The sequence below is a fragment of the Actinoplanes sp. NPDC019969 genome (assembly GCF_055562375.1).
Map to the genome: position 1 here is coordinate 501,587 of NZ_JBVHFK010000004.1, position 26,853 is coordinate 528,439.

A 26,853-nucleotide genomic window follows, 5' to 3' on the forward strand; every position below is an offset into this window, starting at 1 on the left:
GGTAACGCGAAACCCATCGTGACAGCCGGACGCCACCGGCGTCACGGGCACTCCGGGGGATCTCAGGGTCTTCCCCCGGCATCGAGGCTACGCCCCCCTGAGTAATCAGAGCGATACATGAAACGGGCCGGACCGTTCCCTGGGAACGGTCCGGCCCGGAAGCTTTCATGATCAAGCGGCGTAGACGATGTCTCGCTTGGCCTTGCGGGTGGCGTGCAGGGTGGCCTTCAGCGGCGAATCCTGGCGCACCGAGACGGAGACGTCCCCCGCGGTGGCCGCCTGATCCTCGATCGGGACCAGCACGACACCCTCCATGTTCTCCGCCAGGGCCAGCGTGTTGCTGACCTCGCTGAGCAACTCGGAGAGCCGGGCGCCGAGCGCGTCGCAGATGGCCGCGAGCAGCTCGCTGGACGCTTCCTTCTGGCCACGCTCGATCTCGGACAGATATCCCAGGCTGACGTTCGCGGCGGTCGACACCTCGCGCAGCGTGCGGTGCTGCCCCTGCCGGCGCGCACGAAGTGCGTCGCCGATAACGCGGCGTAGCAGGACCATGGCACCTCCTCCTGCGGGCGGGGCCGCCGGCTGAAGCCGGAGGCTTCCCGCAACCGTACCTGGCCCGAGCCGTGCCGACATCCCGCCCCGCCGAATCAATCGGCCGCCCGGCCCGTGACCGAACCGGACAACGGGCGCACGATCGGAAGTATTCCCAGCTCAGACCTTGACCGGCAGAGCGCGGAGAGAGTCCGTCAGCAATTGCAGGACGGCCGTCACACTTTCGGTGCGGATGGCCTCCCGGTTTCCGGCGAGTTGCAGTTCCCGCGCCTCGGTGCCGGACGGGCCGGCGACCGCGACATAGACCAGGCCCACCGGCTTGCCGTCCTGCGGCTCCGGGCCGGCGACGCCGGTGGTGGCGACGCCCCAGTCCGCACCGCAGCGGTCGCGGGCGCCTTCGGCGAGGGCGGCGGCCACGTCACCGTCGACCGGGCCGCGCTCGGCCAGCAGGGCCTCCGGCACGCCGGCCAGCCGCCCCTTGAGCTCGGTGGCGTAGACCACCATCCCGCCCCGGTAGACCGCGCTCACCCCGGGGATCTCGACGATCGTCGCGGCTACCAGACCACCGGTCAGCGACTCCGCGGTCGCCAGCGTCTCGTGACGTTCGACGAGTGCGTGCACGGCCGCCGCCGCGGCCACCGACATGTCCATCAGGGTCTCCGATCAAGGTCCGTACGCCGCGCGCCGATCATGGGTCAGCCGCGGTGGGCGTCCCGCCGCAGCCTCAGCGCGTGTACCACGTAATCGGCCCCGGTAACCACCGTCACCACCAGGGCGGCGCCCATCAGCACCACCCCGACCAGATGGAACGGCTCCGGGACGGGCCAGAGGTACCACGCGATCGCGACGGTCTGCAGGCCGGTCTTGAGCTTGCCACCTCGCGAGGCGGGGATGATGCCGTATCGGATCACCCAGAACCGCAGGGCGGTGACCCCCCACTCGCGGATCAGGATGGCGCCGGTCACCCACCAGGGCAGCGGACCGTACGCCGAGAGCAGCACCAGGGCCGTCCCGGTCAGCGCCTTGTCCGCGATCGGGTCGGCCACCTTGCCGAACGAGGTGACCAGATGCCACCGGCGGGCGATCCAGCCGTCCGCGAAGTCGGTCGCCGAGGCGACGCAGAAGGCCAGGCACGCCGCGATCCGCCAGTCCGGGTCGTTCATCTCCGAGACGACGACGAGGGCCAGGAAGACCGGGACGAGCACGATCCGGACCACGGTGAGCGCGTTGGCCGCGTTGTAGAGCGACACCACGCGCGGCGCGGGCACCGGCTCGTTGGTCACCGCTTCACCGGGGCTGCCGAGATCATCTCCACCGGGACCGCGATCAGGTCCACGCCCTCGGTGCCGGTGACCCGGGCGCGGACCAGGTCGCCGGGGCGCAGCACGGACAGGTCGACGCCTTCGGTCGCGGCGCCGCTGACGAGCGTGGTGGAGCCGTCCACCTCGGGGGCCTGGTGCTCGGCGCGGCCCTCGACCTCGTCGCCGTCGACGGTGTCGACCAGCACCTCGACGGTGTTGCCGATGCGGTCCTCGGCGCGCTGGTTGCACAGCTCCTCGGCGAGGGCGACGACCTGGTCGTACCGCCGCTTGACGGTCGCCTCGCTGAGCTTGCCGGACAGGCCCGCCGCCTCCGTGCCGTCCTCGTCGCTGTAGTCGAAGACGCCGATGGCGTCGAGGTTCGCCTCGGTGAGGAAGCGGACCAGCTCGTCCACGTCCTGCTTGGTCTCGCCGGGGAAGCCGACGATGAAGTTGCTCCGGGCACCGGCCCAGGGGGCCAGCTTGCGCGCGGACGCCAGCAGCTCGAGGAAGCGCTCGGTGGATCCGAAGCGGCGCATCCGCCGCAGCACCGGCTCGCTGGAGTGCTGGAACGACAGGTCGAAGTAGGCGGCGACACCGGGCGTGGTGGCGATCGCCTCGACCAGGCCGGGACGGGTCTCGGCGGGCTGGAGGTAGCTGGCCCGGACCCGGACGATGCCGTCGACGGCGGCCAGCTGCGGCAGCAGCTTCTCCAGCAGGCGCGGGTCGCCCAGATCCTTCCCGTACGACGTGCTGTTCTCGCTGACCAGGACCAGCTCACGGACGCCGGACCTGGCCAGCCACTCCGCCTCGGCGAGCAGCTCCTGCGGGTCGCGGGAGACGAAGGCGCCCCGGAACGCCGGGATCGCGCAGAACGCGCAGCGACGGTCGCACCCGCTGGCCAGCTTGAGCGAGGCCACCGGGCTGTCGTCGAGCCGGCGGCGCAGCACCTTGCGCAGGTGGGCGGGGGTGTGCTCGTCGACGGTGGCGTGGCCGGGCACCACGATCTTGCTCGCGTGCCGCTCGACCGGGGTGATCGGGAGCAGCTCGCGCCGGTCGCGGGGCACGTGCGAGATGTGGTCCTCGCCACGCAGCACGCTCTCCAGCCGGTCGGTGATGTCGGTGTAGTCGTCGAAGCCGAGGACCGCGTTCGCCTCGGGGAGGTTGTCGGCGAGCTCCTTGCCGTACCGCTCGGCCATGCAACCGGCGGCGACCACCTTGGCCCCGGTGTCGGCTGCGGCGAGCAGGGTGTCGATCGAGTCCTGCTTCGCCTTCTCGACGAAGCCGCAGGTGTTGACGACGACCACGTCGGCGCCCTCGGCGTCGGTGCCGACCTCCCAGCCGCCGGCGTCGAGACGGGCGGCCAACTCTTCCGAGTCGACCTCGTTGCGGGCACAGCCGAGCGTGAGCAGGGCTACACGGCGGGAAGGGGGAGATGCAGACACCCTGCAAGGTTACCGGGCTGGGAGGGGTGCTCCTTCCACCGCACGGCCGGTAGCCACCGGCCACCCCGCCTCCCCCTAAGGTGCCAATCGCCCGCGCAAGGGACGGTCAATCGGACATCGAGACACTAAAATCCCACGATCGTGACGAGATTCCAGATGCGGGCGGCGAAACCCGATCACCTTCTCCTCGGGGCGTTGATCATCGTCGCCGCCATGATCAGATTCGTCGGTCTGGATCTCGCCACCCGGGATTTCACGGCGTTCATCCGGCCGTGGGGCGAATACATCGCGAGCCATGGATTCTTCTTGGCTATGGGCGACAATTTCGCCAACTACAACGTTCCTTACCTTTACCTGCTCACCGGGCTCAGCTGGCTGCAGGCACATACGCCGATTTCCCTGCTGACGCTGGTCAAAGGCCTGTCGATGATCTTCGACGTGGTGCTCGCCGTCTACGCCGCGCGCCTCGTCGGCCTGCGGTGGCCGGATCGGCGGATCACCATGCTCGCCGGAATCGTGGTGCTGCTGCTGCCGACAGTGGTGCTCAACGGCGCTTTCTGGGGCCAGTGCGACACGATCTACAGCGCATTCACCATGGCCGGGTTGTATTACGTTCTGCGGGACCGCCCCTGGGTCGCGATGACGTTCTTCGGGCTGGCCGTCGCATTCAAGTTGCAAGCGATCTTCGTTTTCCCGGTGCTGATCGTGCTCCTTCTGGCCGGCCGGGTGAAACTGCGTCATCTGCTGGCCCTCCCGGCGGTGTACGTGGGCCTGGCCGTGCCGGCCTGGCTGTGCGGGCGGCCGTTCACCGAGCTGATGCTGGTCTACGCGAAGCAGAGCGGGCAGTACCACCGGCTCAACCTGAACGCGCCGACGATCCACGCGTTCCTCAACCCGGCCGCCGCCGACCTCGCCGTGTTCCGCCAGACCGGCGTCCTGTTCGCGGCCGCCGCCGCGCTGCTGCTGGCCTACATCGCGCTGATCCGGGGCGGGACGCTGACCCCGGCCCGGATCGTGCTGACCGCCACCGCGTCCAGTCTGCTGGTGCCGTTCCTGCTGCCCGGCATGCACGAGCGGTACTTCATCCAGGCGGACGTGCTGACGGTGGTGGCGGCGTTCTGGGTGCCCCGGCTGTGGCCGGTCCCGGTTCTGGCGCAGGCAGCTTCGCTCCTGTGTTACGTGCCCTACCTGCAGGGCTTCCATCAGCCCCGGCCGGTGGACCTGCGCGTGCTGTCGCTCGCCATGGCCGCCGCCCTGCTGCTCGTGGTCCGGGAGCTGCTGCGCGGCGACCCGGCCGGGCCGGAGCCGGCGCCACCCGCCACGGAGCAGGCGGACGCTCTAGCGCTAAAGCCGGTTGGCAATACGATTACCGGATGACGAGTGCCGACGATCTGAACGATCTCGACGTGGTCGCCGCACTCACCGACGGGGTGCGGCGATCGGCGTACCGCGCGGTGGCCGCGGCGGGGCCGGCGCCGGTGGGGCGCGACGAGGTGGCCGACGCCCTCGGGGTGGGCCGCACACTGGCCGCGTTCCACCTGGACAAGCTGGTGGACGCCGGGTTGCTCGAGGTGTCGTACGCCCGCCGTTCGGGCCGCACCGGGCCGGGTGCCGGCCGGCCCGCCAAGCTGTACCGGCTCGCGCCCCGGGAGCACACGGTCAGCGTGCCGCCGCGTTCCTACCGGGGCGCGGCCGAGGTGCTGGCCGAGGCGGTCGAGCGGGCCGGCGCCGAGCAGGCCCTCTACCGGGTGGCCCGGGAGCAGGGCCGGCAGAGCCGCGACGACGGCGCCGGTCCGGCCGAGGCGCTCGCCGGGCAGGGCTACGCGCCGGTTCCCGGGCCGGAGCGGATCGAGCTGCGCAACTGCCCCTTCCACCGGCTCGCGGAGCAGTTCCCGCCGCTGATCTGCGGGATGAACCTGGAGCTGATCACCGGACTGGTCGAGGGGTCGGGCTGGACCGCCCGGATGGATCCGGCGCCGGGTCGCTGCTGTGTCACACTCTCTAAAAACAAATCTGATTGACTTAAGAGGGCCGGGCTGGTGGAGTGAGGCCATGAGCGACTTCCACCTGGCCCAGATGAACATCGCCCACCTCCGAGCCCCGCTGGAAGACCCGACGAACGCCGAGTTCGTCACCGGCCTCGACCTGATGAACGCCCTCGCCGACCGCTCCGACGGCTTCGTGTGGCGGCTCAAGGAGGAGGACTTCGACCCGTCCACGGTGCCCGGCCCCCGCGACCCGAACCTGATCGCCACGATGTCGGTCTGGGAGTCCCTGGAACACCTGCGGGCGTACGTCTACCAATCCGGCCACCTCGACTACCTGCGCCGCCGCCGGGACTGGTTCCGGCCCGGCGGCTCGGCGATGGTGCTGTGGTGGGTGGAGGCCGGCCACCGACCGGACGTCCCGGAGGGTCTGCAGCGGCTGCACCGGCTCGGCACGGGCGGCCCCGGGCCGGAGGCGTTCACCTTTCGTCAGCCGTACCCCGCACCTGTCAGGGTCTGAGGTTCTCAGTCGACCCGCAGCGCCGCGAGGGACTCCTCCAGCTCGTCCGGCTTGATCAGCACGTCCCGCGCCTTCGAGCCCTCGGACGGCCCGACGATGCCGCGGGTCTCCATCAGGTCCATCAGCCGGCCCGCCTTCGCGAACCCGACGCGCAGCTTGCGCTGGAGCATCGAGGTGGAGCCGAACTGGCTGGTCACCACCAGCTCGATGGCCTGGATCAACAGCGCGAGATCGTCGCCGATCTCCTCGTCGATGTCCTTCTTCTTGCTGGGCGGCGCCTCGGTGACGTCCTCGCGGAACTCCGGCTCCCGCTGGTCCTTGCAGAACTTGACGACCGCGGCGATCTCTTTCTCGTCCACCCAGGCGCCCTGGATCCGGGTCGGTTTCGAGGCGCCCATCGGCAGGAAGAGACCGTCGCCGCGGCCCAGCAGCTTCTCCGCGCCGGGCTGGTCCAGGATGACCCGGGAGTCGGCGAGCGAGCTGGTGGCGAAGGCGAGACGGGACGGCACGTTCGCCTTGATCAGGCCGGTGACCACGTCGACCGACGGGCGCTGGGTGGCGAGCACCAGGTGGATGCCGGCGGCCCGGGCCAGCTGGGTGATCCGGACGACCGAGTCCTCGACGTCGCGCGGGGCGACCATCATCAGGTCGGCCAGCTCGTCGATGATCACCAGAAGATAGGGGTACGGCTTCATCTCCCGCTCGCTGCCCGGCGGCGCGGTGATCTCGCCGCTGCGGACCTTGCGGTTGAAGTCGTCGATGTGCCGGACCCCGTTCGCGGCGAGGTCGTCGTACCGCATGTCCATCTCGCGGACCACCCACTCCAGGGCGTCCGCGGCCTTCTTCGGGTTGGTGATGATCGGCGTGACGAGGTGCGGGATCCCCTCGTACGCGGTCATCTCCACCCGCTTGGGGTCGACCAGGAGGAGGCGCACCTGATCGGGGGTGGCCCTGGTCAGCAGCGACACCAGCAGCGAGTTGAGGCAGGAGCTCTTGCCCGCGCCGGTGGCGCCGGCGATCAGGATGTGCGGCATCTTCGCCAGGTTCGCGACGACGAAGCCGCCCTCGATGTCCTTGCCGAGCGCCGCCACCATCGGATGCCGGTCGTTCAGGGCCATCTGGGAGCGCAGCACGTCACCGAGCGACACGTTCTCCGGGTCGGTGTTGGGGATCTCCACGCCGACCGCGCTCTTGCCCGGGATCGGGCTGAGGATCCGCACGTCCGGCGACTTCACCGCGTAGGCGATGTTGCGGGAGAGCTGGGTGATCCGCTCCACCTTGGTGCCGGGACCGATCTCCACCTCGTACCGCGTGACGGTCGGTCCGCGCGTGAAGCCGGTGACCACCGCGTCCACGTTGAACTGCTCGAACACGCCGGACAGCGCCGCCATGATCTCGTCGTTGGCGCGGCTGCGGGCCTTCGGCGGGGCGCCGGTGGCCAGGATGTTCGGCGGCGGCAGGCGGTAGCCGTCGATGGCCGCCGGGATCTCCAGCTGCTCGGCCCGGACCGGCGGCGCCGGCGAGTGCTCGGGCGCCGGCTTCCTCCGGGTCTTCGGCAGCTTCGGCAGGGCCACCGTGTCGTGCAGGATGATCTCCTCGTCGAAGTCGTCCGGCGGCTCCTCGGCCAGGGGGACGACCGGCGGGACGGCCGCGGCGGGCCGGCGGCGCGGGGACGGGCGGCGCGGCGCCGGGGCCTCCTCCTCGTCCTCGTCGCCCTCGTCCGCGAGCGGCGGCGCCGCGGGCGGCTGGTGCCGTCCGGAGCGGCCGGACACCAGGTCCAGCAGGAGCGCCACCCGCTCCGGGATCTTGGCGATCGGCGTCGCGGTGATCACCAGGAGACCGAAGGCGAAGAGCAGGAGCAGCAGCGGTACGGCCACCCAGGCGGTCACCGCCCGCTCCAGCAGGCCGCCGACGCCGAATCCGAGCAGTCCGCCCGCCTGGTCGACGGTGGGGTTGTCGGTCTCCGGGCCGGAGATGTGCAGCAGCGCGCCGGTGGCCACGATGATCGTCGACCAGCCGACCAGGCTGCGCCCGCGGTGCTCGGGGTCGGCGGGCTGGCGCATCAGCCGGATCGCGCCGTAGAACATCAGCAGCGGCAACGGCACCGCCAGGGTGCCGAGGAACAGCCGGACCGTGTCGGCCACCCAGTCGCCGACCGGGCCGGCGCTGCCCGCCCAGACCGCGACCGCGATCAGGATGGCGGCGCCGAGCAGGAACAGCCCGGCCCCGTCGCGCCGATGCTCGGGCGCGATGCCGCGGGCCGAGGCGGCCTGCCGGCCGGCGCCGCGGGCCAGCCAGCCGACGCTGCCGGCCAGACCCAGCCAGAGCGCGCCGATGCCCCGGGTGACACCGGGACCGATCGCCGGAGGGGCCGCCTTGCGGACGGCTGGACGTTTGGCTGCGGGCTTGCGCGCGGCCGCCTTGGCGCCGGTGCTCTTGCGAGCCGCCGGTTGCCGGGCACGGCTGACCGCCGCGCCCTTGGTAGTGGACGCGGCGCGGCTCCGGCCCGCCGGAGGAGTACGGCCCGCCATGGATGTCACGGTAGCGGTGTGAGACCGTTCCGCCGAGAAGGCGCACCGCGACTGCTTTTCACTTTCCCGGCATTTACCATCGTAAGGTGCAGCCTCTCAGCAATGACTTGATCAAAGCCGCGCTGGACGGACGAGGGTTCGCCTACTTCGTCGATGCCGACGGCGACATCGCCGGCAACTTCCAGGGCAATCTCATCTACTTCTTCCGGCTCGGCGAGCGGCAGGAGATCCTCCAGGTCCGGGCGATGATGCAACACGTCTTCTCCGTCGACGACATCGCCCGGCTCTACGAGTTCTGCAACGCGTGGAACCGCGACCAGCTCTGGCCCAAGGCCTACGTCCAGGTCACCGACGACGGCCAGGCCATCGTCGTCGGCGAGGTGACCACCGACTGGGAGCACGGCGCCACCGTCGAGCAGCTGGACCAGGTGATCCTGTGCGGCGTGGCGACCGGGTGCCGGCTCGGCGAGGCCCTGGGCGAACTGAAATCGGGGCCCCCACGCACCGCGTGAGGACCCCGATCAGTCGCGTCCGGGCTACTGGACGTTGAAGCCCAGGCTGTACGCGCCGGTGCCGGCCGTGGCCACGACCACGTAACGGTAGGTGCCGGCGCGGCCGGTGAAGCTCAGCGTCTTGTCGCCGGCGCCGGTCGAGCGGGCCACGGTACGGAACTGACCCCGGTTGTTCTGCTTCTGCAGCAGCAGGTCGAAGTCCGCGCCGGCCGGAGCGTCCAGGCAGGCGGTGTGGGTGCCGGCCCGGGCCCGGTAGGCGCCGCCGTTCGGCTGGGCCTGCGCCTGGCCGGCCCGGCTCATCGTGCCGTCACGCTGGACCGGCAGGGCGTCGCACGCGGTCGCCTGCCCGCCATCCTCGGCCGGCGGGGCGGACGACGGCGGCGTGGTCGCCTGGCCGCCACCGTTGCCGTTGCCGGCGCTGGTCACCAGGGTCAGGTTCTGCGCCGCCAGGACCTCGTTGATCGGCTGGAAGAAGGTCTCGCCACCGGCCGTGCAGTCGCCGGAGCCGCCCGAGGTCATGCCCTGGGCCTGGTCACCGGAGAGCCACGGGCCGCCGGAGTCGCCGCCCTCGGCGCAGACGTCGGTCCGGGTGAGGCCGGTGACCGCGCCCTCCGGGTACCGGACCGTCTGGTTCTTGGCCAGGATCGTGCCGCAGAACGTGCCGGTGGTGGAACCGGACCGGCAGATCGCCGCGCCGACCGGGGCCTCGGTGTTGCCGGCCACCGGCAGCTCGTTGCCCTGGAAGTCGTTGACCACCGCGCGCGGCGTCCAGTCGCCGTTCACCGCGACGAAGCCCATGTCGGCCTCGCCCGGGAAGACCGAGAACTCCACGGTGCCCTGGGCCTGGTTGTTGAACCCGGTGGTACGGGTCCCCTCCTCGCCGCAGTGCCCGGCGGTGACGAAGCCGGTGGTCACCGAGAAGCCGATCGAGCAGCGGGCCTGCCCGCCGCCGACGTTGATGAAGTACGGGTCGGCGCCGCGCACGTCGAACAGCGGCTTCGGCTGCGCGTCGCTGATCTTCACGGTGACCGCGTCGGAGGCCAGGCCGGCCTTCTTGGCCAGTGCCAGCGCCTTCGCCTTACCGCCCGGCTCGGCGACCACGACCACCTTGTTGGCGGCCACGTCCACGTACCAGCCGGTCAGCTCGCCGGCCTTGGCCGCTGCCGTGTCCAGCCTGGTCTTCGCCGCGTCCAGCTCGGCCTCGCTGTGCTTGACCAGAACCGGGACGGCGCCGGCGGCCTTCACCGCCGGCGCGGCGCCGGAATCGGTCACCGCCACCTTGAGCGTGGTGCCGTCGGACGCCAGCCAGGCCCCGCCGAAGTCCTCGCCGGTCTGGGCCGCCAGGGTCGCCGAGACGCCACCCGCCCACTCCGAGCGGGCCAACCGCGTGGCCGCCTGTTCACCGTCGAGACCGAGGTCGCGTTTCATCGCGGCGAGCAACTGCGGGGACAGGTCCCCCGGGGTGTCGCTCGCGGCCCGCGATCCGCTCTTCTCCTCGGTTCCGGCCAGCGACGGCAGGGTGAAGGCGACCGCCGCCGCACCCGCCACCGCTACAACCGCCGCCACGGCGATCGGTCTGCGCTGCATCTGGAGCACTCCCTCCGACACGGGTGCCGTGGGGGCGGCACCGGTGCCAGGGAGTACGCGTGGACGACCGGAATCAGTTCAAAAAGTGTCAGACTTCAACCACGGTCGGCACGATCATCGGCCGGCGGCGGTAGGCGTCGTTGACCCAGCGGCCCACCGTCCGGCGGACCACCTGCTGCAACTGGTGGGTGTCGGTGATGCCGTCCTCGGCCGAGCGGTGCAGGGCCGCGGTCAGCAGCGGGACGACCGGATTGAACGCCTCCGGGTCCTCGGAGAAGCCCTTCGCCGAGATGACCGGCTCGCCGACGACCTTGCCGGTGACCGAGTCGATCACCACGGTGGCCGCGATGAACCCGCCGTCGCCGAGGATCCGGCGCTCGGTGAGCAGCGACTCGCTGACGTCGCCGACGGCCAGGCCGTCCACGTACACATACCGGCTCTTGACCCGGCCGACCACCCGGGCGTGGCCCTCCACCAGGTCGACGACGTCGCCGTCCTCGCAGAGCACCACCCGGTCCGGCGCCACCCCGGTCTCGATGCCGAGCTGGGCGTGCGCCCGCAGGTGCCGCCACTCGCCGTGCACCGGCATCAGGTTGCTGGGCCGGGTCACGTTGAGCAGGTACCGCAGCTCGCCGGCCGGGGCGTGGCCGGAGACGTGCACCTTCGCCGTCTCCTTGTGGATCACCGTGGCGCCGGCCCGGGAGAGCTGGTTGATCACCCGGTAGACCGAGGTCTCGTTGCCCGGCACCAGCGAGCTGGCCAGCACGACGGTGTCGCCCGACTCGATGGTGATGTGCCGGTGGTCACCGGTGGACATCCGGCCCAGGGCGCTCATCGGCTCGCCCTGCGAGCCGGTGGACATGAAGACGATCTCGTCCGGCGGCAGGTGGGTGGCCTCGTCCAGACCGACCAGCAGGCCGTCCGGGATGCGCAGCAGGCCCAGGTCACGGGCGATGCCCATGTTCCGGACCATGGACCGGCCGATCAGGGCGACCTTGCGCTCGTATTCCCAGGCGGCGTCCATCACCTGCTGCACGCGGTGCACGTGCGAGGCGAAACTGGCCACGATGATCCGGCCGCGGGCCTTGCCGAAGATCGAGCTGAGCACCGGGCCGATATCGCGCTCCGGGGTGACAAAGCCGGGCACCTCGGCGTTGGTGGAGTCGGACAGCAGCAGGTCGACACCCTCCGCCCCGAGCCGGGCGAACCCGGCCAGGTCGGTGATCCGGCCGTCCAGCGGCACCTGGTCCATCTTGAAGTCGCCGGTGTGCAGAACCAGGCCGGCGGGGGTCCGCACGGCGACGGCCAGCGCGTCCGGGATCGAGTGGTTGACGGCGAAGAACTCGCACTCGAACGGCCCGAGCCGCTCCACACCGCCCTCCCGGACGGTGAGGGTGTACGGGTCGAGACGCCGCTCGGCCAGTTTCGCCTCGACCAGCGCGAGGGTGAACTCCGAGCCGACCAGCGGGATGTCCGGCTTGTGGGCGAGAAGATAGGGCACCGCGCCGATGTGGTCCTCGTGCCCGTGGGTCAGCACGATGGCCTGCACGTCCTCGAGCCGGTCCAGGATCGGCGCGAAGTCGGGCAGGATCAGGTCCACGCCCGGTTGCTCGACGTCGGGGAACAGCACCCCGCAGTCGACGACGAGAAGCTTGCCGTCGTACTCGAAGACCGTCATGTTGCGGCCGATGGCGCCGAGCCCGCCGAGCGGGATGACGCGCAGGGCGCCCTCCGGCAGCGGCGGCGGCGGACCCAGCTCCACGTGAGCGTTAGTCATTCGCCTCTTCCTGTCAGAGCACGATGCCGGCCGCGGCGGCGTCCTGGCGCAATTGGTTCAGTTCCTCGGCGCTGGCGTCGACCAGCGGTGCGCGGACCTGCCCGGCGGGCAGGCCCAGCGCGTTCAGGCCGGCTTTCACCAGCATGACCCCCTGCGTCCGGAAGATGCCGGTGAACAGGGGTAGAGCGGTGCGATGCAGGGTCAGCGCGGCCGTCGTGTCGCCGCGCTCCCACGCCTCGATCATCTGCTTGGCCGGCACACCGGTGAAGTGCGTCGACGTGCCGACGAGGCCGACCCCGCCGACGGCGAGCAGCGGCAGGGTGGCCGCGTCGTCGCCGGAGTAGTAGGCCAGATCGGTCCGGGCCAGCACCTGCGAGCTGGCGACCAGGTCGCCCTTGGCGTCCTTGACCGCGACGATCCGCTCGTGATCGGCGATCCGCAGCATGGTCTCGGTGGTGATCGCCGTGCCGGCCCGGTGCGGGATGTCATAGACCATGACCGGCAGGCCGGTGGCGTCGGCGACCGTGCGGAAGTGCCGCTCGATGCCCGCCTGCGGGGGCTTGCTGTAGTACGGCGTGACGACCAGCAGGCCGTGCGCCCCCGCCTTCTCCGCGGCGTGCGCCAGCTCGATGGTGTGGGCGGTGTTGTTGGTGCCGACGCCCGCCAGCACCTTCGCCCGGTCCCCGACGGCTTCGATCACGGCGCGGAGCAGGGACTCCTTCTCCGCGTCGGTGGTGGTGGGGGACTCACCGGTGGTACCGCTGATCACGAGGGCGTCGTTGCGCTGCTCGTCGACGAGGTGGGCGGCCAGCCGGGCGGCGCCCTCCAGGTCCAGGGAACCGTCCGGGGTGAACGGGGTCACCATGGCGGTCAGCAGCCGTCCGAAGGGCCGCGGGTCGTGCGTCATACCTGACAACCTATCGGACGCACCCGTCACACGTAGAAAGCGGTGAACGGGGCCCAGGGGAGGTTGCGCAAGATGCTCCAGACACCCCAGACCGCCAGGAACGCGATCATGACGGACGGACGGATCGAGAGCTCCGGCAACCGCCACTTGAAGACCTTGCGGCCGGCCCAGGCCGCATACATATAGATGAGGAAGGGCACCGCGAAGACGAACAGCAGGTGGTGCCGGGCCGCGTCGGGCAGGTCGCCGTGCAGCAGGAACCAGGCCGCCCGGGTGCCGCCGCACCCCGGGCAGACGAACCCGGTCAGGTATTTGAGCAGGCAGGACGGGGCGTCACCGGCGCTCGCGGTGGTCGGGTCGGTGGCCAGCGTGTAACCGATCGCGGCACCGGCACAGGTCAGCACGGCGAGCGGGGCCAGCCACACCGGGGACCGCGCCGCGAGCCGGTCGGCCAGGCGGGTCAGCCGGTCCGGCGCGGGCTGCGGATAGGTGAACCACTCCGGGGGCACCGGCGGGCCCTCGACCGGCCGGTCGGCCAGCCAGACGGGCAGCTCGGCAGTGCTCATGGCGGTCACGGTACACCCGGGAGGCTTTTCAGCGCGCTCGCCAGCGGGACCGCCAGGTCGCCGCCCTCGGGGGCCGCGATCGTGTCCAGGCCCAGCCAGCCGGCGAGACGCCACAGCTCGGCCGCGAGCGCCGTGGCCGTCTCCTCCGGGTCGGCGCCCGCCTCCAGCCAGGCGGCCGGGATCTGCAACTCACCGGAGCGCCGCTCGGCCTTGAGATCCACCCGGGCCGCGAACCGCTCGCCCATCAGGAAGGGGAGCACGTAATACCCGTACAGCCGCTGGGGTTTCGGCACGTAGATCTCGATGCGGTAGGTCATGCCGAACAGGCGCTCGGTGCGGGCCCGCTCCCAGATCAGCGGATCGAACGGGCTGATCAGGGTGGCCGCGTCCACCCGGCGGGGCAGGCGGGCCTCGTGGTGCAGCCACGCCGATCTCCACCCCGGGACCGTCACCGGGCGCAGCACCCCGGCCTCGGCCAGCTCGGCGATCGCGGTGCGCAGCGGCTGGAGCGGGAGCCGGAAATAATCCCGCAGCTCGGCCTCGGCGGCCACCCCGAGCGCGCGGGCGGACAGCTCCACCAGGGCCCGGAACGCGTCCGCCGGCTCCGGGGTCGGCGCGGCCAGCACCGCCGCCGGCAGGACCCGCTCGGGCAGGTCGTAACGCCGGGCGAAGGACGAGGTGCGCTCGGCGGCGGTCACCTGGCCGGAGTAGAACAACCACTCCAGGGCCTGCTTGACGACCGACCAGTTCCACCCCCAGTGGTCCTTGCTCTGCGGGGCGTCGTGCTCGATCTCGGCCGCGGTGATCGGGCCGCGCTCGCGCACCTCGTCGAGCACCCAGGCGACCAGCTCGGGCTGCTCGACCGCGATCCGGCGCATGTTGCCCCAGGCCAGCTCGTGGGCTCGGGCCATCCGCCAGCGGAACAGCGGCTGCAGATCGGCGCGGATCAGCGAGGCCTCGTGACCCCAGAACTCGAACAGCTCGCGGGGCTTGCGATAGGCGGCGCGCTCGAGCAGGCCGGCCGGATAGGGGCCGAGCCGGCTGTAGAGCGGCATGAAGTGGGCGCGCTGCAACACGTTGACCGAATCCATCTGGATCAGGTGCAGGCGGCGCAGCACGCGGCGCAGGTGACGCAGATCGGTGGCGCCACCGGGTCGGGGGTCGGTGAAGCCCTGGGCCGCCAGCGTGATCCGGCGGGCCTGGGAGACGGAGAGAGATTCGGACACGGCCATCGAGAAGAGAGGTTAGCGGTGGGGTGTGACAAAGTTGCCGCCATGGCTCTCGGCTTCGTTCGTCCCGCCCGTCCCGAGGACGCGGCGGAGATCGCCCGCGTCCAGCTCACCACCTGGCGGACCGCCTACCGGCGGATGTTCCCGCCGCACGTGCTGGCCTCGCTCGACGAGGACTATCTGGCCCGCGGCTGGACCGAGGCGATCATCGCCCCGCCGTCCGCCCGGCACCGCGTTCTGATCGCCGTCGAGCAGGGGGAGAGTGCGGCGCACGTGGTCGGGTTCGCCGCGTCCGGGCCGGCCGACGAGCAGGCCCTGGCGCCCGAGGAGAAACCCCTCGCCGACGACGTCGCCGCGGTCACCGACCTGCTCATCGAGCCGCGCTGGGGCCGCCGTGGGCACGGCAGCCGGCTGCTGGCGGCCGCCGTCGACAACTGGCGCGACGACGGGTTCCGGACCGCGGTCGCCTGGGTCTACGACGCCGACAGCGTGATGCGGAAGTTCCTCGGCTCGACCGGCTGGGAGCCGGACGGGGCGAGCCGCGCCCTCGATGTGGACGACCTGCTCGTACCCCAGATCCGGCTGCATGTCGCGGTGGGCGAGTGACAGATCCGGTGTGTTGATTTCGGCCGCGTAGCGCGCCCGAAGTCAACACACCGCAAACCGCCTAGTCCAGCAGGGCGTCCAGGCCGATGGTCAGGCCCGGGCGGCTGCGCACGTTGCGCACGCCGAGCAGCACGCCCGGCATGAACGAGGACCGGTCCAGCGAGTCGTGCCGGATGGTCAGCGTCTCGCCGGTGGCGCCGAACAGCACCTCCTGGTGGGCGACGAGACCGGCGGCCCGGATCGAGTGGACCCGCACGCCGCCCAGGTCGGTGCCGCGGGCGCCGGCCAGCTCCTCCTTGGTGGCGTCCGGCATCGGCGGGCAGTTGGCGGCGGCCCGGGCCTCGGCGATCAGCCGGGCGGTGTGCATCGAGGTGCCGCTCGGGGCGTCCAGCTTGCGCGGGTGGTGCTGCTCGATGATCTCCACCGAGTCGAAGTAGCGGGCCGCGCGGGCGGCGAACTGCATCATCAGGATGGCGCCGATGCCGAAGTTCGGCGCGATCAGCACGCCGACGCCGGGCTTGCCCGCGAGCCAGCCGCGGATCTGCTCGTGCCGCTCCTCGGTGAAGCCGGAGGTGCCGACCACCACGCTGATGCCCTGCTCGATCGCCCAGCGCAGGTTCTCCATCACCACGTCGGGGTTGGTGAAGTCGACGAGCACCTGGGCACCCGCGTCGGACGCGTTGAACAGCGGTTCCCCCGCGTCGATCATGGAGACCAGGGTGAGATCGGCGGCGGCGTCGACCGCCTTGCAGACCTCCAGGCCCATGCGGCCACGGGCGCCGAGGACTCCGACACGGATGGGTTCAAGCGCATCAGTCACACCGTCAACCTAACGTACGGGGCCGGTGCTCCCGGAGGCCTACCTCCCGGAACACCGGCCGCCGTCACACGGGTAACTCGTCGTTGAACGGGCCCACCACGGCGAGCGACAACGGCCGGGCGAGCAGATCCGCGGCGACCGCGTTCACCTCGTCGACGGTGACCGCGTCCACCCGGGCGAGCAGCTCGTCGACGCCCATCAGGTCGCCGTGCAGCAGCTCGGACTTGGCCAGCCGGCTCATCCGGGACCCGGTGTCCTCCAGGCCCAGCACGTACGAGCCCTTGGCCATGCCCTTGCCCCGGGTCAGCTCCTCCGGCGTGATGCCCTTCCCGGCGACCAGGCCGAGTTCGGCCCGGATCAGCTCGAGGACCTCACGGGACTTGGCCGGGGCACAGCCGGCGTAGACAGCGAACAGGCCGCTGTCGGCGTAGTGCCCGGCGTAGGAGTAGACCGAGTACGCCAGGCCGCGCTTCTCCCGGATCTCCTGGAACAGCCGGCTCGACATGCCGCCGCCGAGCACGTTGTTGAGCACGCCGAGGGCGAACCGGCGCTCGTCGTGCCGGCCGATCCCGGGGCCGCCCAGCACGATGTGCGCCTGCTCGGTGTCGCGGTGCAGGACGACGTCGTGGGCCTTGCGCACGCGGATCCGCTTGTCGGCGGGACGCGGCAGCGCCGGCTCCGCCGGGCCGGTGTCCAGCGGGGTGCCGGCCAGGGCCTTGCGCACCAGCCGCACCACCGCGGCGTGGTCCAGGTTCCCGGCGGCCGCGACCACGATCTCCGGGGCGGTGTACCGGCGGCGGTAGAACCGGTTGATCTGGTCCCGGGTCATCGGCGTGATCGACTCGGGGGTGCCGGAGATGAGCCGGCCGAGCGGCTGGTCGCCGTAGATCGCCTCGGCGAAGACGTCGTGCACCTCGTCGCCGGGCTCGTCCTCGTGCATGGCGATCTCTTCGAGGATCACCCCGCGCTCGGTCTCCACGTCCGCCGGGTCGAGGATCGAGTCGGCCACCGCGTCCACCAGCACGTCCACCGCGAGCGGCAGGTCCGCGTCGAGCACCCGCGCGTAGTAGCAGGTGTACTCCTTCGTGGTGAAGGCGTTGGTCTCGCCGCCGACCGCCTCGATCTGCGAGGAGATGTCCAGGGCGGTGCGCTTGTGGGTCCCCTTGAAGAGCAGGTGCTCCAGGAAGTGCGACGCGCCGTGCAGGGCCGGCGTCTCGTCCCGGGAACCGATACCGACCCAGATGCCGAGCGCGGCGCTGCGGGTGGTCGGGATCGCCTCGGTGACCACGCGCAGGCCACTGGGCAGGACGGTCTTCTTCACGCCGTCCTGCAGGGTCCTGGTAACGACACGGGCCGGCCGTGAGGCCGGCCCGTGCTCGCTTCGCTCTGTCACTTAGTCGCGGCGCTCGCCGGCCGGGCGCGACCGGCGACGGCGGGGCTCGCCGCCACCCTCACGCGGGCCGCGGTCCTCGCGGGGAGCGCGCTCCGGACGACCCTCGGCCGAAGCCTCGGCGGGAGCGGCGGCCGGAGCCTCCTCGCCCTCCGGGCGGACCTTGTCCAGGTAGATCTTGCCGCGGGCGTCGATGTCCGCGATGGACACCTCGACCTTGTCGCCGACGTTGAGGAAGTCCTCGACCTTGTCGACCCGCTTGCCGTCGCCCACCTTGGAGATGTGCAGCAGGCCGTCGCGGCCGGGCAGCAGCGAGATGAACGCGCCGAACGCGGCCGTCTTCACCACGGTGCCGAGGAACTTGTCGCCGACCTTCGGCAGGGTCGGGTTGGCGATCGCGTTGATCCGCTCGACGGCGGCCTCGGCGGCCGGGCCGTTGGTCGCGCCGACGTAGATGGTGCCGTCGTCCTCGATGGAGATGTCGGCGCCGGTCTCGTCCTGGATCGCGTTGATGGTCTGGCCCTTCGGGCCGATCACCATGCCGATCTTGTCGACCGGGATCTTCACGGTGGTGACCCGCGGGGCGTGCTCGCTCATCGCGGCCGGGCCCTCGATCGCGGCCGTCATCACGGCGAGGATCGTGGCGCGGGCCTCGTGCGCCTGCTGCAGCGCGCCGGCCAGCACGTCCGACGGGATGCCGTCGAGCTTGGTGTCCAGCTGCAGGGCGGTGACGAACTCACTGGTGCCGGCGACCTTGAAGTCCATGTCGCCGAACGCGTCCTCGGCGCCCAGGATGTCGGTCAGCGCGACGTACTGCGTCTTGCCGTCGACCTCGTCGGAGATCAGGCCCATGGCGATGCCGGCGACCGGCGCCTTCAGCGGCACACCGGCGCTGAGCAGGGCCAGCGTCGAGGCGCAGACCGAACCCATCGAGGTGGAGCCGTTCGAGCCGAGGGCCTCGGAGACCTGGCGGATCGCGTACGGGAACTCCTCGCGCGACGGCAGCACCGGCACCAGGGCCCGCTCCGCCAGCGCGCCGTGGCCGATCTCGCGGCGCTTCGGCGAACCGACCCGGCCGGTCTCACCGGTCGAGTACGGCGGGAAGTTGTAGTTGTGCATGTAGCGCTTGGTCTTCTCGGGGGCGAGAGTGTCCAGCGACTGCTCCAGGCGCAGCATGTTCAGCGTGGTGACACCCAGGATCTGGGTCTCGCCGCGCTCGAACAGCGCCGAGCCGTGCACCCGGGGCAGAACGCCCGTCAGGGCGGTCAGCGGGCGGATGTCACGCGGGCCACGGCCGTCGATGCGGACCTGCTCGCGCAGCACGCGCTGGCGCACCTCGGACTTGGTGATCGAGCGGAACGCCGCGCTGATCTCCTTCTCCCGGCCCTCGAACCGCTCGTCGAGCAGCTCGTGCGCCTTCGCCTTGACCAGGTCGAGGGACTCCTCGCGCTCCTGCTTGCCGGCGATCTTCAGCGCCTCGGCGACCTCGGCGCGAACCGCCTCGGAAACCGCGGCCAGCACGTCGTCCTGGTAGTCCAGGAAGACCGGGAACTCGGCGACCGGCTTGGCGGCGACGTCGGCCAGCTCGCTCTGCGCGCGGCACAGCTCCTTGATCGCCGGCTTCGCGGCCTCCAGGCCGCTGGCGACGATCTCCTCGGTCGGGGCGGTGGCGCCGGCCGAGATCAGCTTGATCGCGTGCGGGGTGGCCTCGGCCTCGACCATCATGATCGCGACGTCGCCCTCGGCGGTGACGCGACCGGCCACGACCATGTCGAACGTGGCGCGCTCGAGCTCCTCGAGGGTCGGGAAGGCGATCCACTGGCCCTCGACGTGCGCGACCCGAGTGGAGCCGACCGGGCCGCTGAACGGCAGGCCGGAGAGCTTGGTCGACATCGAGGCGGCGTTCATCGCGACGACGTCGTACGGGTGGGCGGGGTCGAGCGCGAGGACGGTCTCGACGACCTGGACCTCGTTGCGCAGGCCCTTGGTGAACGACGGGCGCAGCGGCCGGTCGATCAGGCGGCAGGTGAGGATGGCGTCCTCGGACGGACGGCCCTCACGCCGGAAGAACGAGCCGGGGATGCGGCCCGCGGCGTACATCCGCTCCTCGACGTCGACGGTCAGCGGGAAGAAGTCGAAGTGGTCCTTCGGCTGCTTGCTGGCGGTCGTCGCGGAGAGGACGGTGGTGTCGCCGAGCTGGACGATCACCGAGCCGGCGGCCTGCTGAGCGAGGCGGCCGGTGGAGAAGACGATCTCACGGGTGCCGAACGATCCGTTGTCGATGACGGCCGTGCTGATCTTGTTGCCGAGAGCGTTGTTCTGCTCTGTCATGAAGTGCGGTACTCCTTCGTCGAGGACCCGGCGGTCGACAGCGCGGTTCAGTCGAGCCGGTCTTCGATCGAAGTGCCCAGGGCAGTCACCTGGGAACCACTACCGAGGACCGGTGCTGACGGGTGTGATCCGCGCGGGTCCGTGGGGTGTCAGTGGTGCGTCCCGGGGGAGTTGGTCACTCCCCCGGGGGTGAAACTAGCGGCGCAGGCCGAGGCGCTCGATGAGCGTCCGGTAGCGGGCGATGTCCTTCTTCTGAACGTAGTTCAGCAGGCGGCGGCGCTGACCGACCAGCAGGAGCAGACCACGACGGCTGTGGTGGTCGTGCTTGTGCTGCTTGAGGTGCTCGGTCAGATCGGCGATCCGCTTGGTGAGCATCGCGACCTGAACCTCGGGCGAACCGGTGTCGCCGTCCTTGGTCGCGTACTCGCCCATGATCTTGTTCTTGGTCTCTTGATCGAGCGCCATATTCTCCGGACTTCTGTGTTGCCGATTGCACGGTTACCCCGCGACCCGCGGCGTCGGGCAGGCAGGCGGGACCGGTGTCGGATATTCCAACGACGTTTCAACCCTACCAGGGGGTCAGCCCAGCAACATCCGGGTCTCTTCGACGTCGGCCCGGATCTGCGCGATCAGCGGCTTGATCGCGTCGTATTTGCGCTGCTCACGAAGGTGGCCGACGAAGTCGAGGCTGACCCGTTCGCCGTACAGGTCGCCCTCGAAATCGAGCACGTAGGCCTCGATCCGGCGCTCCCGCCCGGAGAACGTGGGATTGGTGCCGATCGAAACGCTGGCCGGCCGGCGCACGCCCAGCTCCCCGCCGCGGGTGAACCAGGCGGCGTAGATGCCGTCGGCCGGCACCGCCGCGTAGCGGTGCGCCATCAGGTTGGCCGTCGGGTAGCCGAGCTCGCGCCCGCGCTGGTCACCGCGGACCACCACCCCGGTGAGCTGGTGCGGGCGGCCGAGCGCGGCGGTCGCGGCCCGCACGTCCCCGGCGTCGACACAACTGCGGATGTACGTGGAGGAGAACACCAGCCCGTCCTCGGAGACCAGCGGCGCCCCCTCGACGGTGAAACCGAACGTCCGCCCGAGCGACTCGAGCATCGCCACGTCACCGGTGGCCTTGTGCCCGAACCGGAAGTTGTCGCCGACCACCACCGCCGCGGTGTGCAGCGACTCGACCAGCGCGTCGTGCACGAACTCGTCCGGCGTCAGCTGGGAGAAGGCCGGGGTGAACGGCACCACGCACAGCGCGTCCACGCCGAGCGCCTCGATCAGCTCGGCCTTGCGGACCGGCTCGGTGAGCACGGCCGGGTGCGAGCCGGGCCGCACCACCTCGGCCGGGTGCGGGTCGAAGGTCATCACCACCGACTGCAGCCCCAGGTCACGGGCACGCTTCACGGCGTGCCCGATGATCGCCTGGTGACCGCGGTGCACGCCGTCGAAGACGCCGATCGTCACCACTGACCGGCCCCAACCGGACGGAACCGATTCGAACCCCCGCCATCGCTGCATGCGCCTAGCGTATCGATCCCTGGGCGGCCGGGTATCGCCCCTTCCGCCACGCCCGCTTGGCTACGATAAATCGCGAAATGAGCGTCGAGTGGACCCGCCTCGTTCTGCTCGCTGCGGAGGTCACCTTCGCGGTGCTCTTCGTGCGCGCGCTCCTGGCGTACCTGCGCCGCCGCGATCCGCTGCGACGTGACGTCACCCTGCTCTTCGCCCCGCTGATGCTGGCGTTCTGCCTGGACATGCTGCGGATCGCCAACGACGGCACGCTCCCCCGGTGGGCAAACGCGATCAGCGCGGCGGCGGTGCTCGCCCAGCCGTACCTCACGCTCCGCCTCGTCGGGCGGCTCCGTTCGGTGCCGCGCGCCCTGTTCCCGGCCGCCCTGATCGGGTACGCCGTGACACTCGGCCCGGTGGCGTTCCTGCCCCGGCCCCTGCCCGGCTGGGCGCTGCTCGCCGCGGTGGCGTATTTCAGCTCCTTCGAGATCATCGCCGCGGTGCTGATCCTCCGGGAGGCGCGCGGGCGCACCGGCGCCAACCGGGCCCGTCTGATGATCGCGTCCGGCGCCACCTTCACCTTCGGCATCACGATCATGCTGCGCGTCGGCGGCAGCGCGGTCAGCCTGGTCCTCGCCCTGATCAGCGCGCTCGGCTACCTGATCGCCTTCCAGCCGCCACGGTGGCTGCGGCGGCTGTTCTCGGCGACCGCGGCGCGGTCGGTCACCGAACGGCTGCTGCGCGCGCCGGCCGACTCGCCGGAACAGGTCTGGCAGACGTACGCCGAGATCATGCGCGCCCAGACCGGAGCCGACGCGGTCGCCGTCCTGCTGCACGGCGACGGCGGCGCGCTGACCCGGATCGCCTACTCCGGCCCGGGACTCCCCGCCGCCACCGGCCCGATCGACGCCGACCTGGCCCCCCTCGCCCGGCGCCCGGTCCCGACCCGGCTGCGCGACGGCGGGCCCGCCCTGGTCGGGCACTTCGGCGCCGGGCTCGCCGACGACTTCGTGCGCGTGCTGCCGATGCGGGTGCCACCCGACGTGGAAGGCGCGGTGCTGCTGTTCAACCGGCACCGCAACCTGTTCAGCGAGGACGACCTGCGGCTGCTCGCCGACCTCGGCGGCCACGCCGGGGTCCTCGCCGGGCGGCAGGCGATCACTGCCGAGCTCAGCGCCTCGGTGGCCGCGCTGACCCTGGCCGGTCAGGCGAAGAGCAACTTCCTCGCCGCGATGAGCCACGAACTGCGCACCCCCCTCAACGCCATCATCGGCTTCAGCGACCTGATGCGGCTCGAGGAGCCGGACGGCGACCGCCGGCGGGTCCCCGCCGAGTGGGTCGACCACGTGCACAGCAGTGGCCGGCACCTGCTCAGCCTGATCAACGACATCCTGGACATGGTCAAGGTGGAAGCCGGCCGGATGGAGCTGCGGCCCGCCCCGGTCCGCGTCGACACCGCCATCGACGACCTGCTCACCTCGCTCGCCCCGCTGTTCACCGGCAAACAGCTCGCGGTCCGGGCCGATCTCGCCCCGGTCACCGTGCTCGCCGACCGGCTCCGGTTCCGGCAGATCATCGAGAACCTGCTCTCCAACGCGGTCAAGTTCACGCCCGAACGGGGCCGGATCACCGTCACCGCCCGCGCCGCCGGCGACCGCGTCCAGATCGTCGTCGCCGACACCGGCGTCGGCATCGCCACCGACGACCTGGAACGCGTCTTCGAAGAATTCCAGCAGGCCGGCGACCCGGAACGGCGGCACTCCGGCACCGGCCTCGGGCTCGCCCTGACCCGGCGGCTGGTCGACGCCCACCACGGCACCGTCACCCTGACCTCGGAACCCGGGCAGGGCAGCGAGTTCACCGTCGAACTGCCGGCCGCCGCCGTCGTGCCCGCCACCGCCGGGTCCGGCGCCGGGCCGTACGTCCTGCTCATCGAGGACGACCCGCAGTCCGCCGAACTGATGCGCACCCAGCTCGGCAACGCCGGCTACCGCGTCGACGTGGCCGGCACCGGCGAGAGCGGCCTCGCCCTGGCCCGCGAACACCGCCCCGACGCGGTAGTCCTCGACGTCACCCTGCCCGGCATCGACGGCTACGAGGTGATCCGGCGCTTCAAGGCCGACCACCGGCTGGCCGGCATCCCGGTCTTCTTCGCCAGCATCCTCGACGAGGCGCCCACCGGGCTCGCCCTCGGCGCCCACGACTGGTTCGTCAAACCCGTCCACCAGCCGGCCCTGCTCAGCGCCCTGGCCAACGCCATCGCCGCCCGCTCCGCCCCGCGCGTGCTGCTCGTCGACCACGACGACGCCGTCCGCGAAGCCATCTCCGAAGGCCTGCGCGCGGGCGGCGCCGACGTGGTCGCCTGCGCCGACGCCCGGGACGGGCTGGCCCTGTCCCGCAGCGAGAACTTCGACCTCATCGTCTGCGACATGCAGACCCCCGAGGAGGACGGGTTCAGCCTCCTCACCGAGATCTCCGCCGGCCGGCAGACACCGGTCCTCGGGCTCAGCGGGGCGGCACTCGCCACCGGCCACACCACGCCACTCATCGCGACGGCCATGGCGGGCGGCGCCGTCGCGGAAGCCATCTCCGGCGGCACGGAACACCTTCCCCCACGGTTGAGCGCCCACCCCACGGCCCGGCGTGGCCTCACCGGTTCCCTTCTGGGTACGCCGGAAGCCGCACCCGCCGGCCCGTCGCGCGCCGCCGGTGGCCGTCCTGGGGCGTCATCGGGTTCCACGTTTCCCATGGAAGGCGGCAGCGGCATGCACCTCCCTGAACCCCCGAGCCCTTCACCCGGCGGCCCGCCTCGTGAGCCCGGGCCGTCTCTCGAGACCGGTCGCCCTATCGAGCCCGGCGCCGGCACGGACGACAGCGCTGAGGCGCGGCCGCCGCTGACCATCAAGCTGCGCCGGGCCGTGCCGCCGTCCGAGACCCCAGACCGGAGGAACCACCCGTGAGCGCCCCCCACCGCATCCTCCTGGTCGAAGACGAGGAACTTAACCGCATGCTGGTCAAAGCCGTCCTGGCCAGAGCCGACATCGCCGCCGTCCGCAACGCCGAACTGATCGACGCCGCCACCCTCTCCGCCGCCCGCGAACGCCTGGCCGACACCGAGGTCGACCTGATCCTGCTCGACCTGAACCTGCCCGACGGCAACGGCCTGACCCTCGCCCGCGAACTCGCCGCCGCCGACTCCCCCACCCCGAAACCCCCCGTGGTCGCGGTCACCGCCAGCGTCCTGCCCCAGGATCAGAAGGCCGCTTTCGAGGCCGGCTGCGACGATTTCCTGGACAAGCCGTACGCCGCCGCCGACCTGGTCGCCACCGTCGCCCGCCACCTCCCCACCGAACCCTGACCACCGAACCGGATCCCTCCCGTTCGCCCGCGCGACAATCCGTCAGGGAGCACCCGAACCCCGGCCGTATCCGGCTGGCCGTCAGTGCTGTCTCGAGGTGGCGGAGACAGCACTGACGACCAGCCGGAAGACCTCAGCTGGTTCTCATGGCTGTCTCCCCGAGCGGGAGACAGCCATGACGACCAGCCGCACAAGATCCGCCGCCAGCCGATCGACCCGGTCGGCTCGAGGGCGCGCGGTCAGGCCAGCGCCTCCCGGTCGGCTCGGCCCTACCCGGTCGGCTCGGCTCTCCACGGTCAGCCCGCTCCAGGCGGTCGGTCCAGCCTCATACACTCGACAAAACCCCGCACCGTCGATCCAGCCCCAGGGTCGGCCCAATCTCCCGCGGTCAGCCCAACCCCATGCGGTCGGCCCGATTCTTAACAGTCAGCCCAATCCCACGCCGTCAGCCGCCCCATTCCTGACGGTCAGCCCCAACCCATACGGCCGACGCGGTGGCACGCGGTCGGCGCGGCGGCTGAGGCCCGGTCGTCTCGTGCGGAGTGGATCGTCCGGGGTGGGGTAGACCGAACGTTCTTTCGTTGGACGGCGGAGGCAGCGCCTTTGCCGGTGGATTCATCGAGCAGCTCGGCGAACGTACCGAAGCGGGGTGGGAGAAACCGGAGACCGAAAGCCGCGGCAGGGACGCCTCGCCGGGTCAGGCCGGCGCGAGGACGATCTCGGCGCGGGCGCGGCCGGCGCGTTCGCTGACGATGGCCAGGACCTCGCCGGACGGGTCGAAGACCGCGTAGGGGCCGTCGATCCCGGCGGCGGCGAGCGGGCCGCCGTGACGGAGGATGCGGGTCTCGTCGTCGGTGGCGGTGCGCTGCGGGAACGATCGGCGGGCGGCTTCCGCGAGCGGCAGGCCGATCACGTCGGGGGCGCGTTCCTCCAGGTCGGCGAGGGTGGAGGCGGTGTCGAGGGTCATGTTGCCGACCGCGGTACGGCGGAGAGCCGTCAAGTGGCCACCCACACCCAGCGTGGTGCCGAGGTCGCGGGCGATGGCGCGGATGTACGTGCCGGAGGAGCAGGTGACGTCGATGTCCACGTCGATCGTGTTCTCCTGGCGGCGGATGTCCAGGACGTCGAGGCGGTGCACGGTCACCCGGCGGGCCGGGATCTCGACGGTCTCCCCCTCACGGACCCGCTTGTAGGCCCGCTCGCCATTGATCTTGATCGCGCTCACCGCACTGGGCACCTGATCGATCTCACCGGTCTGCACCGCCAGACCGGACCGGATCGCCTCCTCGGTCACCGCGCCCGCCGGAGTAGTCGCGGTCACCTCACCCTCGGCGTCGTCGGTGATCGTGGACTGACCGAGCCGGATCGTCGCGGTGTAGCTCTTCTCCGAGCCGATCACGTACGTCAGCAGCCGCGTCGCCCGGTTCACACCGATGATCAGGACGCCGGTGGCCATCGGGTCCAGCGTGCCCCCGTGCCCCACCCGCCGGGTCTTCGCCAGCCGCCGAATCCGGGCAACGACGTCATGCGACGTCATCCCGGCCGGTTTGTCCACCACGATCAGTCCGTCCGTGTTCACCCACCTACCCTATTTCCACCCGCGCCCGGCTCCCCCAGCCACCCGGCCGGTCTCCGTTCTCTCCATCCGCGGCCCGCTTGGCTCAGCTCTCCACGAACTCCGGCGCCCCATGCGCCCTGGCCACTTCCCAGCATCCACCCGGCCGCTCCCACCGTCGAGTGAGTCACCGTCCAACCACCGCCGGGTCCGCTCCGCCCGGCAACCGAATAGCCCGGCTTGTCCGGTTGATGAAGCCGAGGCCCCGACGTTCGAAGCACAAACCCAGGAGCGAAGCGTCGATCTTGTGGACCTGACACCGGGAGCCAACGCACAAGATCGAGGACTCGGCTCTCCATGTGCACTCGGCACCGGGAAACC

23 protein-coding genes are annotated in these 26,853 nt (G+C 71.3%); 7 read left to right on the forward strand and 16 right to left on the reverse strand.

Annotation, left to right across the window (positions count from 1 at the left end):
- Positions 1–171: 171 nt before the first annotated feature.
- From ACZ3II_RS15675 to rimO, 4 genes are all read right to left on the reverse strand, one after another.
- Positions 172–552: a helix-turn-helix domain-containing protein gene (locus ACZ3II_RS15675; protein ID WP_465518329.1), complete on the reverse strand. Its 381-nt coding sequence runs from the start codon at positions 550–552 to the stop codon at positions 172–174.
- Positions 553–711: 159 nt separating this feature from the next.
- Positions 712–1,203, reverse strand: coding sequence for a CinA family protein (locus ACZ3II_RS15680; protein WP_465518330.1), 492 nt, complete (start codon positions 1,201–1,203; stop codon positions 712–714).
- Positions 1,204–1,247: 44 nt separating this feature from the next.
- Complete coding sequence (gene pgsA, locus ACZ3II_RS15685) at positions 1,248–1,835, reverse strand: CDP-diacylglycerol--glycerol-3-phosphate 3-phosphatidyltransferase (RefSeq protein WP_465518331.1); 588 nt, start codon at positions 1,833–1,835, stop codon at positions 1,248–1,250.
- Positions 1,832–3,295 (reverse strand): 30S ribosomal protein S12 methylthiotransferase RimO, encoded by a 1,464-nt coding sequence (gene rimO, locus ACZ3II_RS15690; protein ID WP_465518332.1) that lies wholly within the window; start codon positions 3,293–3,295, stop codon positions 1,832–1,834. Before rimO ends, pgsA begins: the two co-directional genes overlap by 4 nt.
- Before the next feature lie 141 nt (positions 3,296–3,436).
- On the opposite strand from rimO, the gene ACZ3II_RS15695 reads away from it, so the two are divergent.
- From ACZ3II_RS15695 to ACZ3II_RS15705, 3 genes are read left to right on the forward strand one after another with little or no spacing between them, the layout of a single operon-like run.
- The gene (locus ACZ3II_RS15695) at positions 3,437–4,672 is read left to right on the forward strand and encodes a glycosyltransferase 87 family protein (RefSeq protein ID WP_465518333.1); all 1,236 of its coding nucleotides are present in this window, start codon (positions 3,437–3,439) and stop codon (positions 4,670–4,672) included.
- Positions 4,669–5,316 carry a helix-turn-helix transcriptional regulator gene (locus tag ACZ3II_RS15700; protein ID WP_465518334.1) on the forward strand — a complete coding sequence of 216 codons (648 nt, stop codon included), beginning with the start codon at positions 4,669–4,671 and terminating at the stop codon, positions 5,314–5,316. The genes ACZ3II_RS15695 and ACZ3II_RS15700 overlap by 4 nt, the downstream gene beginning before the upstream one ends.
- Before the next feature lie 31 nt (positions 5,317–5,347).
- Positions 5,348–5,800, forward strand: coding sequence for a DUF3291 domain-containing protein (locus tag ACZ3II_RS15705; protein ID WP_465518335.1), 453 nt, complete (start codon positions 5,348–5,350; stop codon positions 5,798–5,800).
- A gap of 5 nt (positions 5,801–5,805) precedes the next feature.
- Here the strand turns inward: ACZ3II_RS15705 and ACZ3II_RS15710 are convergent, their stop codons facing one another.
- Complete coding sequence (locus ACZ3II_RS15710) at positions 5,806–8,331, reverse strand: FtsK/SpoIIIE family DNA translocase (RefSeq protein WP_465518336.1); 2,526 nt, start codon at positions 8,329–8,331, stop codon at positions 5,806–5,808.
- Between the two features lie 86 nt (positions 8,332–8,417).
- Between ACZ3II_RS15710 and ACZ3II_RS15715 the strand changes: the two genes are divergently transcribed.
- Complete coding sequence (locus tag ACZ3II_RS15715; RefSeq protein WP_465518337.1) at positions 8,418–8,843, forward strand: YbjN domain-containing protein; 426 nt, start codon at positions 8,418–8,420, stop codon at positions 8,841–8,843.
- Positions 8,844–8,867: 24 nt separating this feature from the next.
- Here ACZ3II_RS15715 and ACZ3II_RS15720 read toward each other — a convergent pair whose 3' ends face one another.
- From ACZ3II_RS15720 to ACZ3II_RS15740, 5 genes are all read right to left on the reverse strand, one after another.
- A complete protein-coding gene (locus ACZ3II_RS15720) occupies positions 8,868–10,430 on the reverse strand; it encodes a S1 family peptidase (protein WP_465518338.1) in 1,563 nt (520 codons plus the stop codon).
- Between the two features lie 88 nt (positions 10,431–10,518).
- A complete protein-coding gene (locus ACZ3II_RS15725) occupies positions 10,519–12,207 on the reverse strand; it encodes a ribonuclease J (protein WP_465518339.1) in 1,689 nt (562 codons plus the stop codon).
- A gap of 13 nt (positions 12,208–12,220) precedes the next feature.
- On the reverse strand, positions 12,221–13,114 hold the full coding sequence (dapA, locus tag ACZ3II_RS15730) for a 4-hydroxy-tetrahydrodipicolinate synthase (RefSeq protein WP_465518340.1): 894 nt from the start codon (positions 13,112–13,114) through the stop codon (positions 12,221–12,223).
- Positions 13,115–13,140: 26 nt separating this feature from the next.
- The gene (locus ACZ3II_RS15735; protein WP_465518341.1) at positions 13,141–13,680 is read right to left on the reverse strand and encodes a DUF2752 domain-containing protein; all 540 of its coding nucleotides are present in this window, start codon (positions 13,678–13,680) and stop codon (positions 13,141–13,143) included.
- 5 nt (positions 13,681–13,685) lie between these two features.
- Entirely contained in the window at positions 13,686–14,912 is a 1,227-nt protein-coding gene (locus tag ACZ3II_RS15740) for a winged helix-turn-helix domain-containing protein (RefSeq protein ID WP_465518342.1), read from the reverse strand.
- 42 nt (positions 14,913–14,954) lie between these two features.
- Here ACZ3II_RS15740 and ACZ3II_RS15745 point away from each other — a divergent pair, with 42 nt between their 5' ends.
- On the forward strand, positions 14,955–15,515 hold the full coding sequence (locus ACZ3II_RS15745; RefSeq protein WP_465518343.1) for a GNAT family N-acetyltransferase: 561 nt from the start codon (positions 14,955–14,957) through the stop codon (positions 15,513–15,515).
- A 61-nt stretch (positions 15,516–15,576) separates the two neighbouring features.
- Here ACZ3II_RS15745 and dapB read toward each other — a convergent pair whose 3' ends face one another.
- From dapB to ACZ3II_RS15770, 5 genes are all read right to left on the reverse strand, one after another.
- A complete protein-coding gene (dapB, locus tag ACZ3II_RS15750; protein WP_465518344.1) occupies positions 15,577–16,335 on the reverse strand; it encodes a 4-hydroxy-tetrahydrodipicolinate reductase in 759 nt (252 codons plus the stop codon).
- A gap of 64 nt (positions 16,336–16,399) precedes the next feature.
- Positions 16,400–17,728 carry a M16 family metallopeptidase gene (locus ACZ3II_RS15755; RefSeq protein WP_465518345.1) on the reverse strand — a complete coding sequence of 443 codons (1,329 nt, stop codon included), beginning with the start codon at positions 17,726–17,728 and terminating at the stop codon, positions 16,400–16,402.
- Complete coding sequence (locus tag ACZ3II_RS15760) at positions 17,729–20,056, reverse strand: polyribonucleotide nucleotidyltransferase (protein ID WP_465518346.1); 2,328 nt, start codon at positions 20,054–20,056, stop codon at positions 17,729–17,731.
- Positions 20,057–20,251: 195 nt separating this feature from the next.
- Positions 20,252–20,521 carry a 30S ribosomal protein S15 gene (gene rpsO, locus ACZ3II_RS15765; RefSeq protein WP_465518347.1) on the reverse strand — a complete coding sequence of 90 codons (270 nt, stop codon included), beginning with the start codon at positions 20,519–20,521 and terminating at the stop codon, positions 20,252–20,254.
- 114 nt (positions 20,522–20,635) lie between these two features.
- Positions 20,636–21,568: a bifunctional riboflavin kinase/FAD synthetase gene (locus ACZ3II_RS15770; protein WP_465518348.1), complete on the reverse strand. Its 933-nt coding sequence runs from the start codon at positions 21,566–21,568 to the stop codon at positions 20,636–20,638.
- Between the two features lie 77 nt (positions 21,569–21,645).
- On the opposite strand from ACZ3II_RS15770, the gene ACZ3II_RS15775 reads away from it, so the two are divergent.
- Both ACZ3II_RS15775 and ACZ3II_RS15780 read left to right on the forward strand, forming a co-directional pair.
- Positions 21,646–24,519, forward strand: a complete 2,874-nt coding sequence (locus ACZ3II_RS15775) for a hybrid sensor histidine kinase/response regulator (RefSeq protein ID WP_465518349.1) — start codon at positions 21,646–21,648, stop codon at positions 24,517–24,519.
- Positions 24,516–24,917 (forward strand): response regulator, encoded by a 402-nt coding sequence (locus ACZ3II_RS15780; RefSeq protein ID WP_465518350.1) that lies wholly within the window; start codon positions 24,516–24,518, stop codon positions 24,915–24,917. Before ACZ3II_RS15775 ends, ACZ3II_RS15780 begins: the two co-directional genes overlap by 4 nt.
- Positions 24,918–25,614: 697 nt before the next feature.
- On the opposite strand, the gene truB is transcribed toward ACZ3II_RS15780, so the two are convergent.
- Positions 25,615–26,496 (reverse strand): tRNA pseudouridine(55) synthase TruB, encoded by an 882-nt coding sequence (truB, locus tag ACZ3II_RS15785; protein ID WP_465518351.1) that lies wholly within the window; start codon positions 26,494–26,496, stop codon positions 25,615–25,617.
- Between the last annotated feature and the right edge of the window lie 357 nt (positions 26,497–26,853).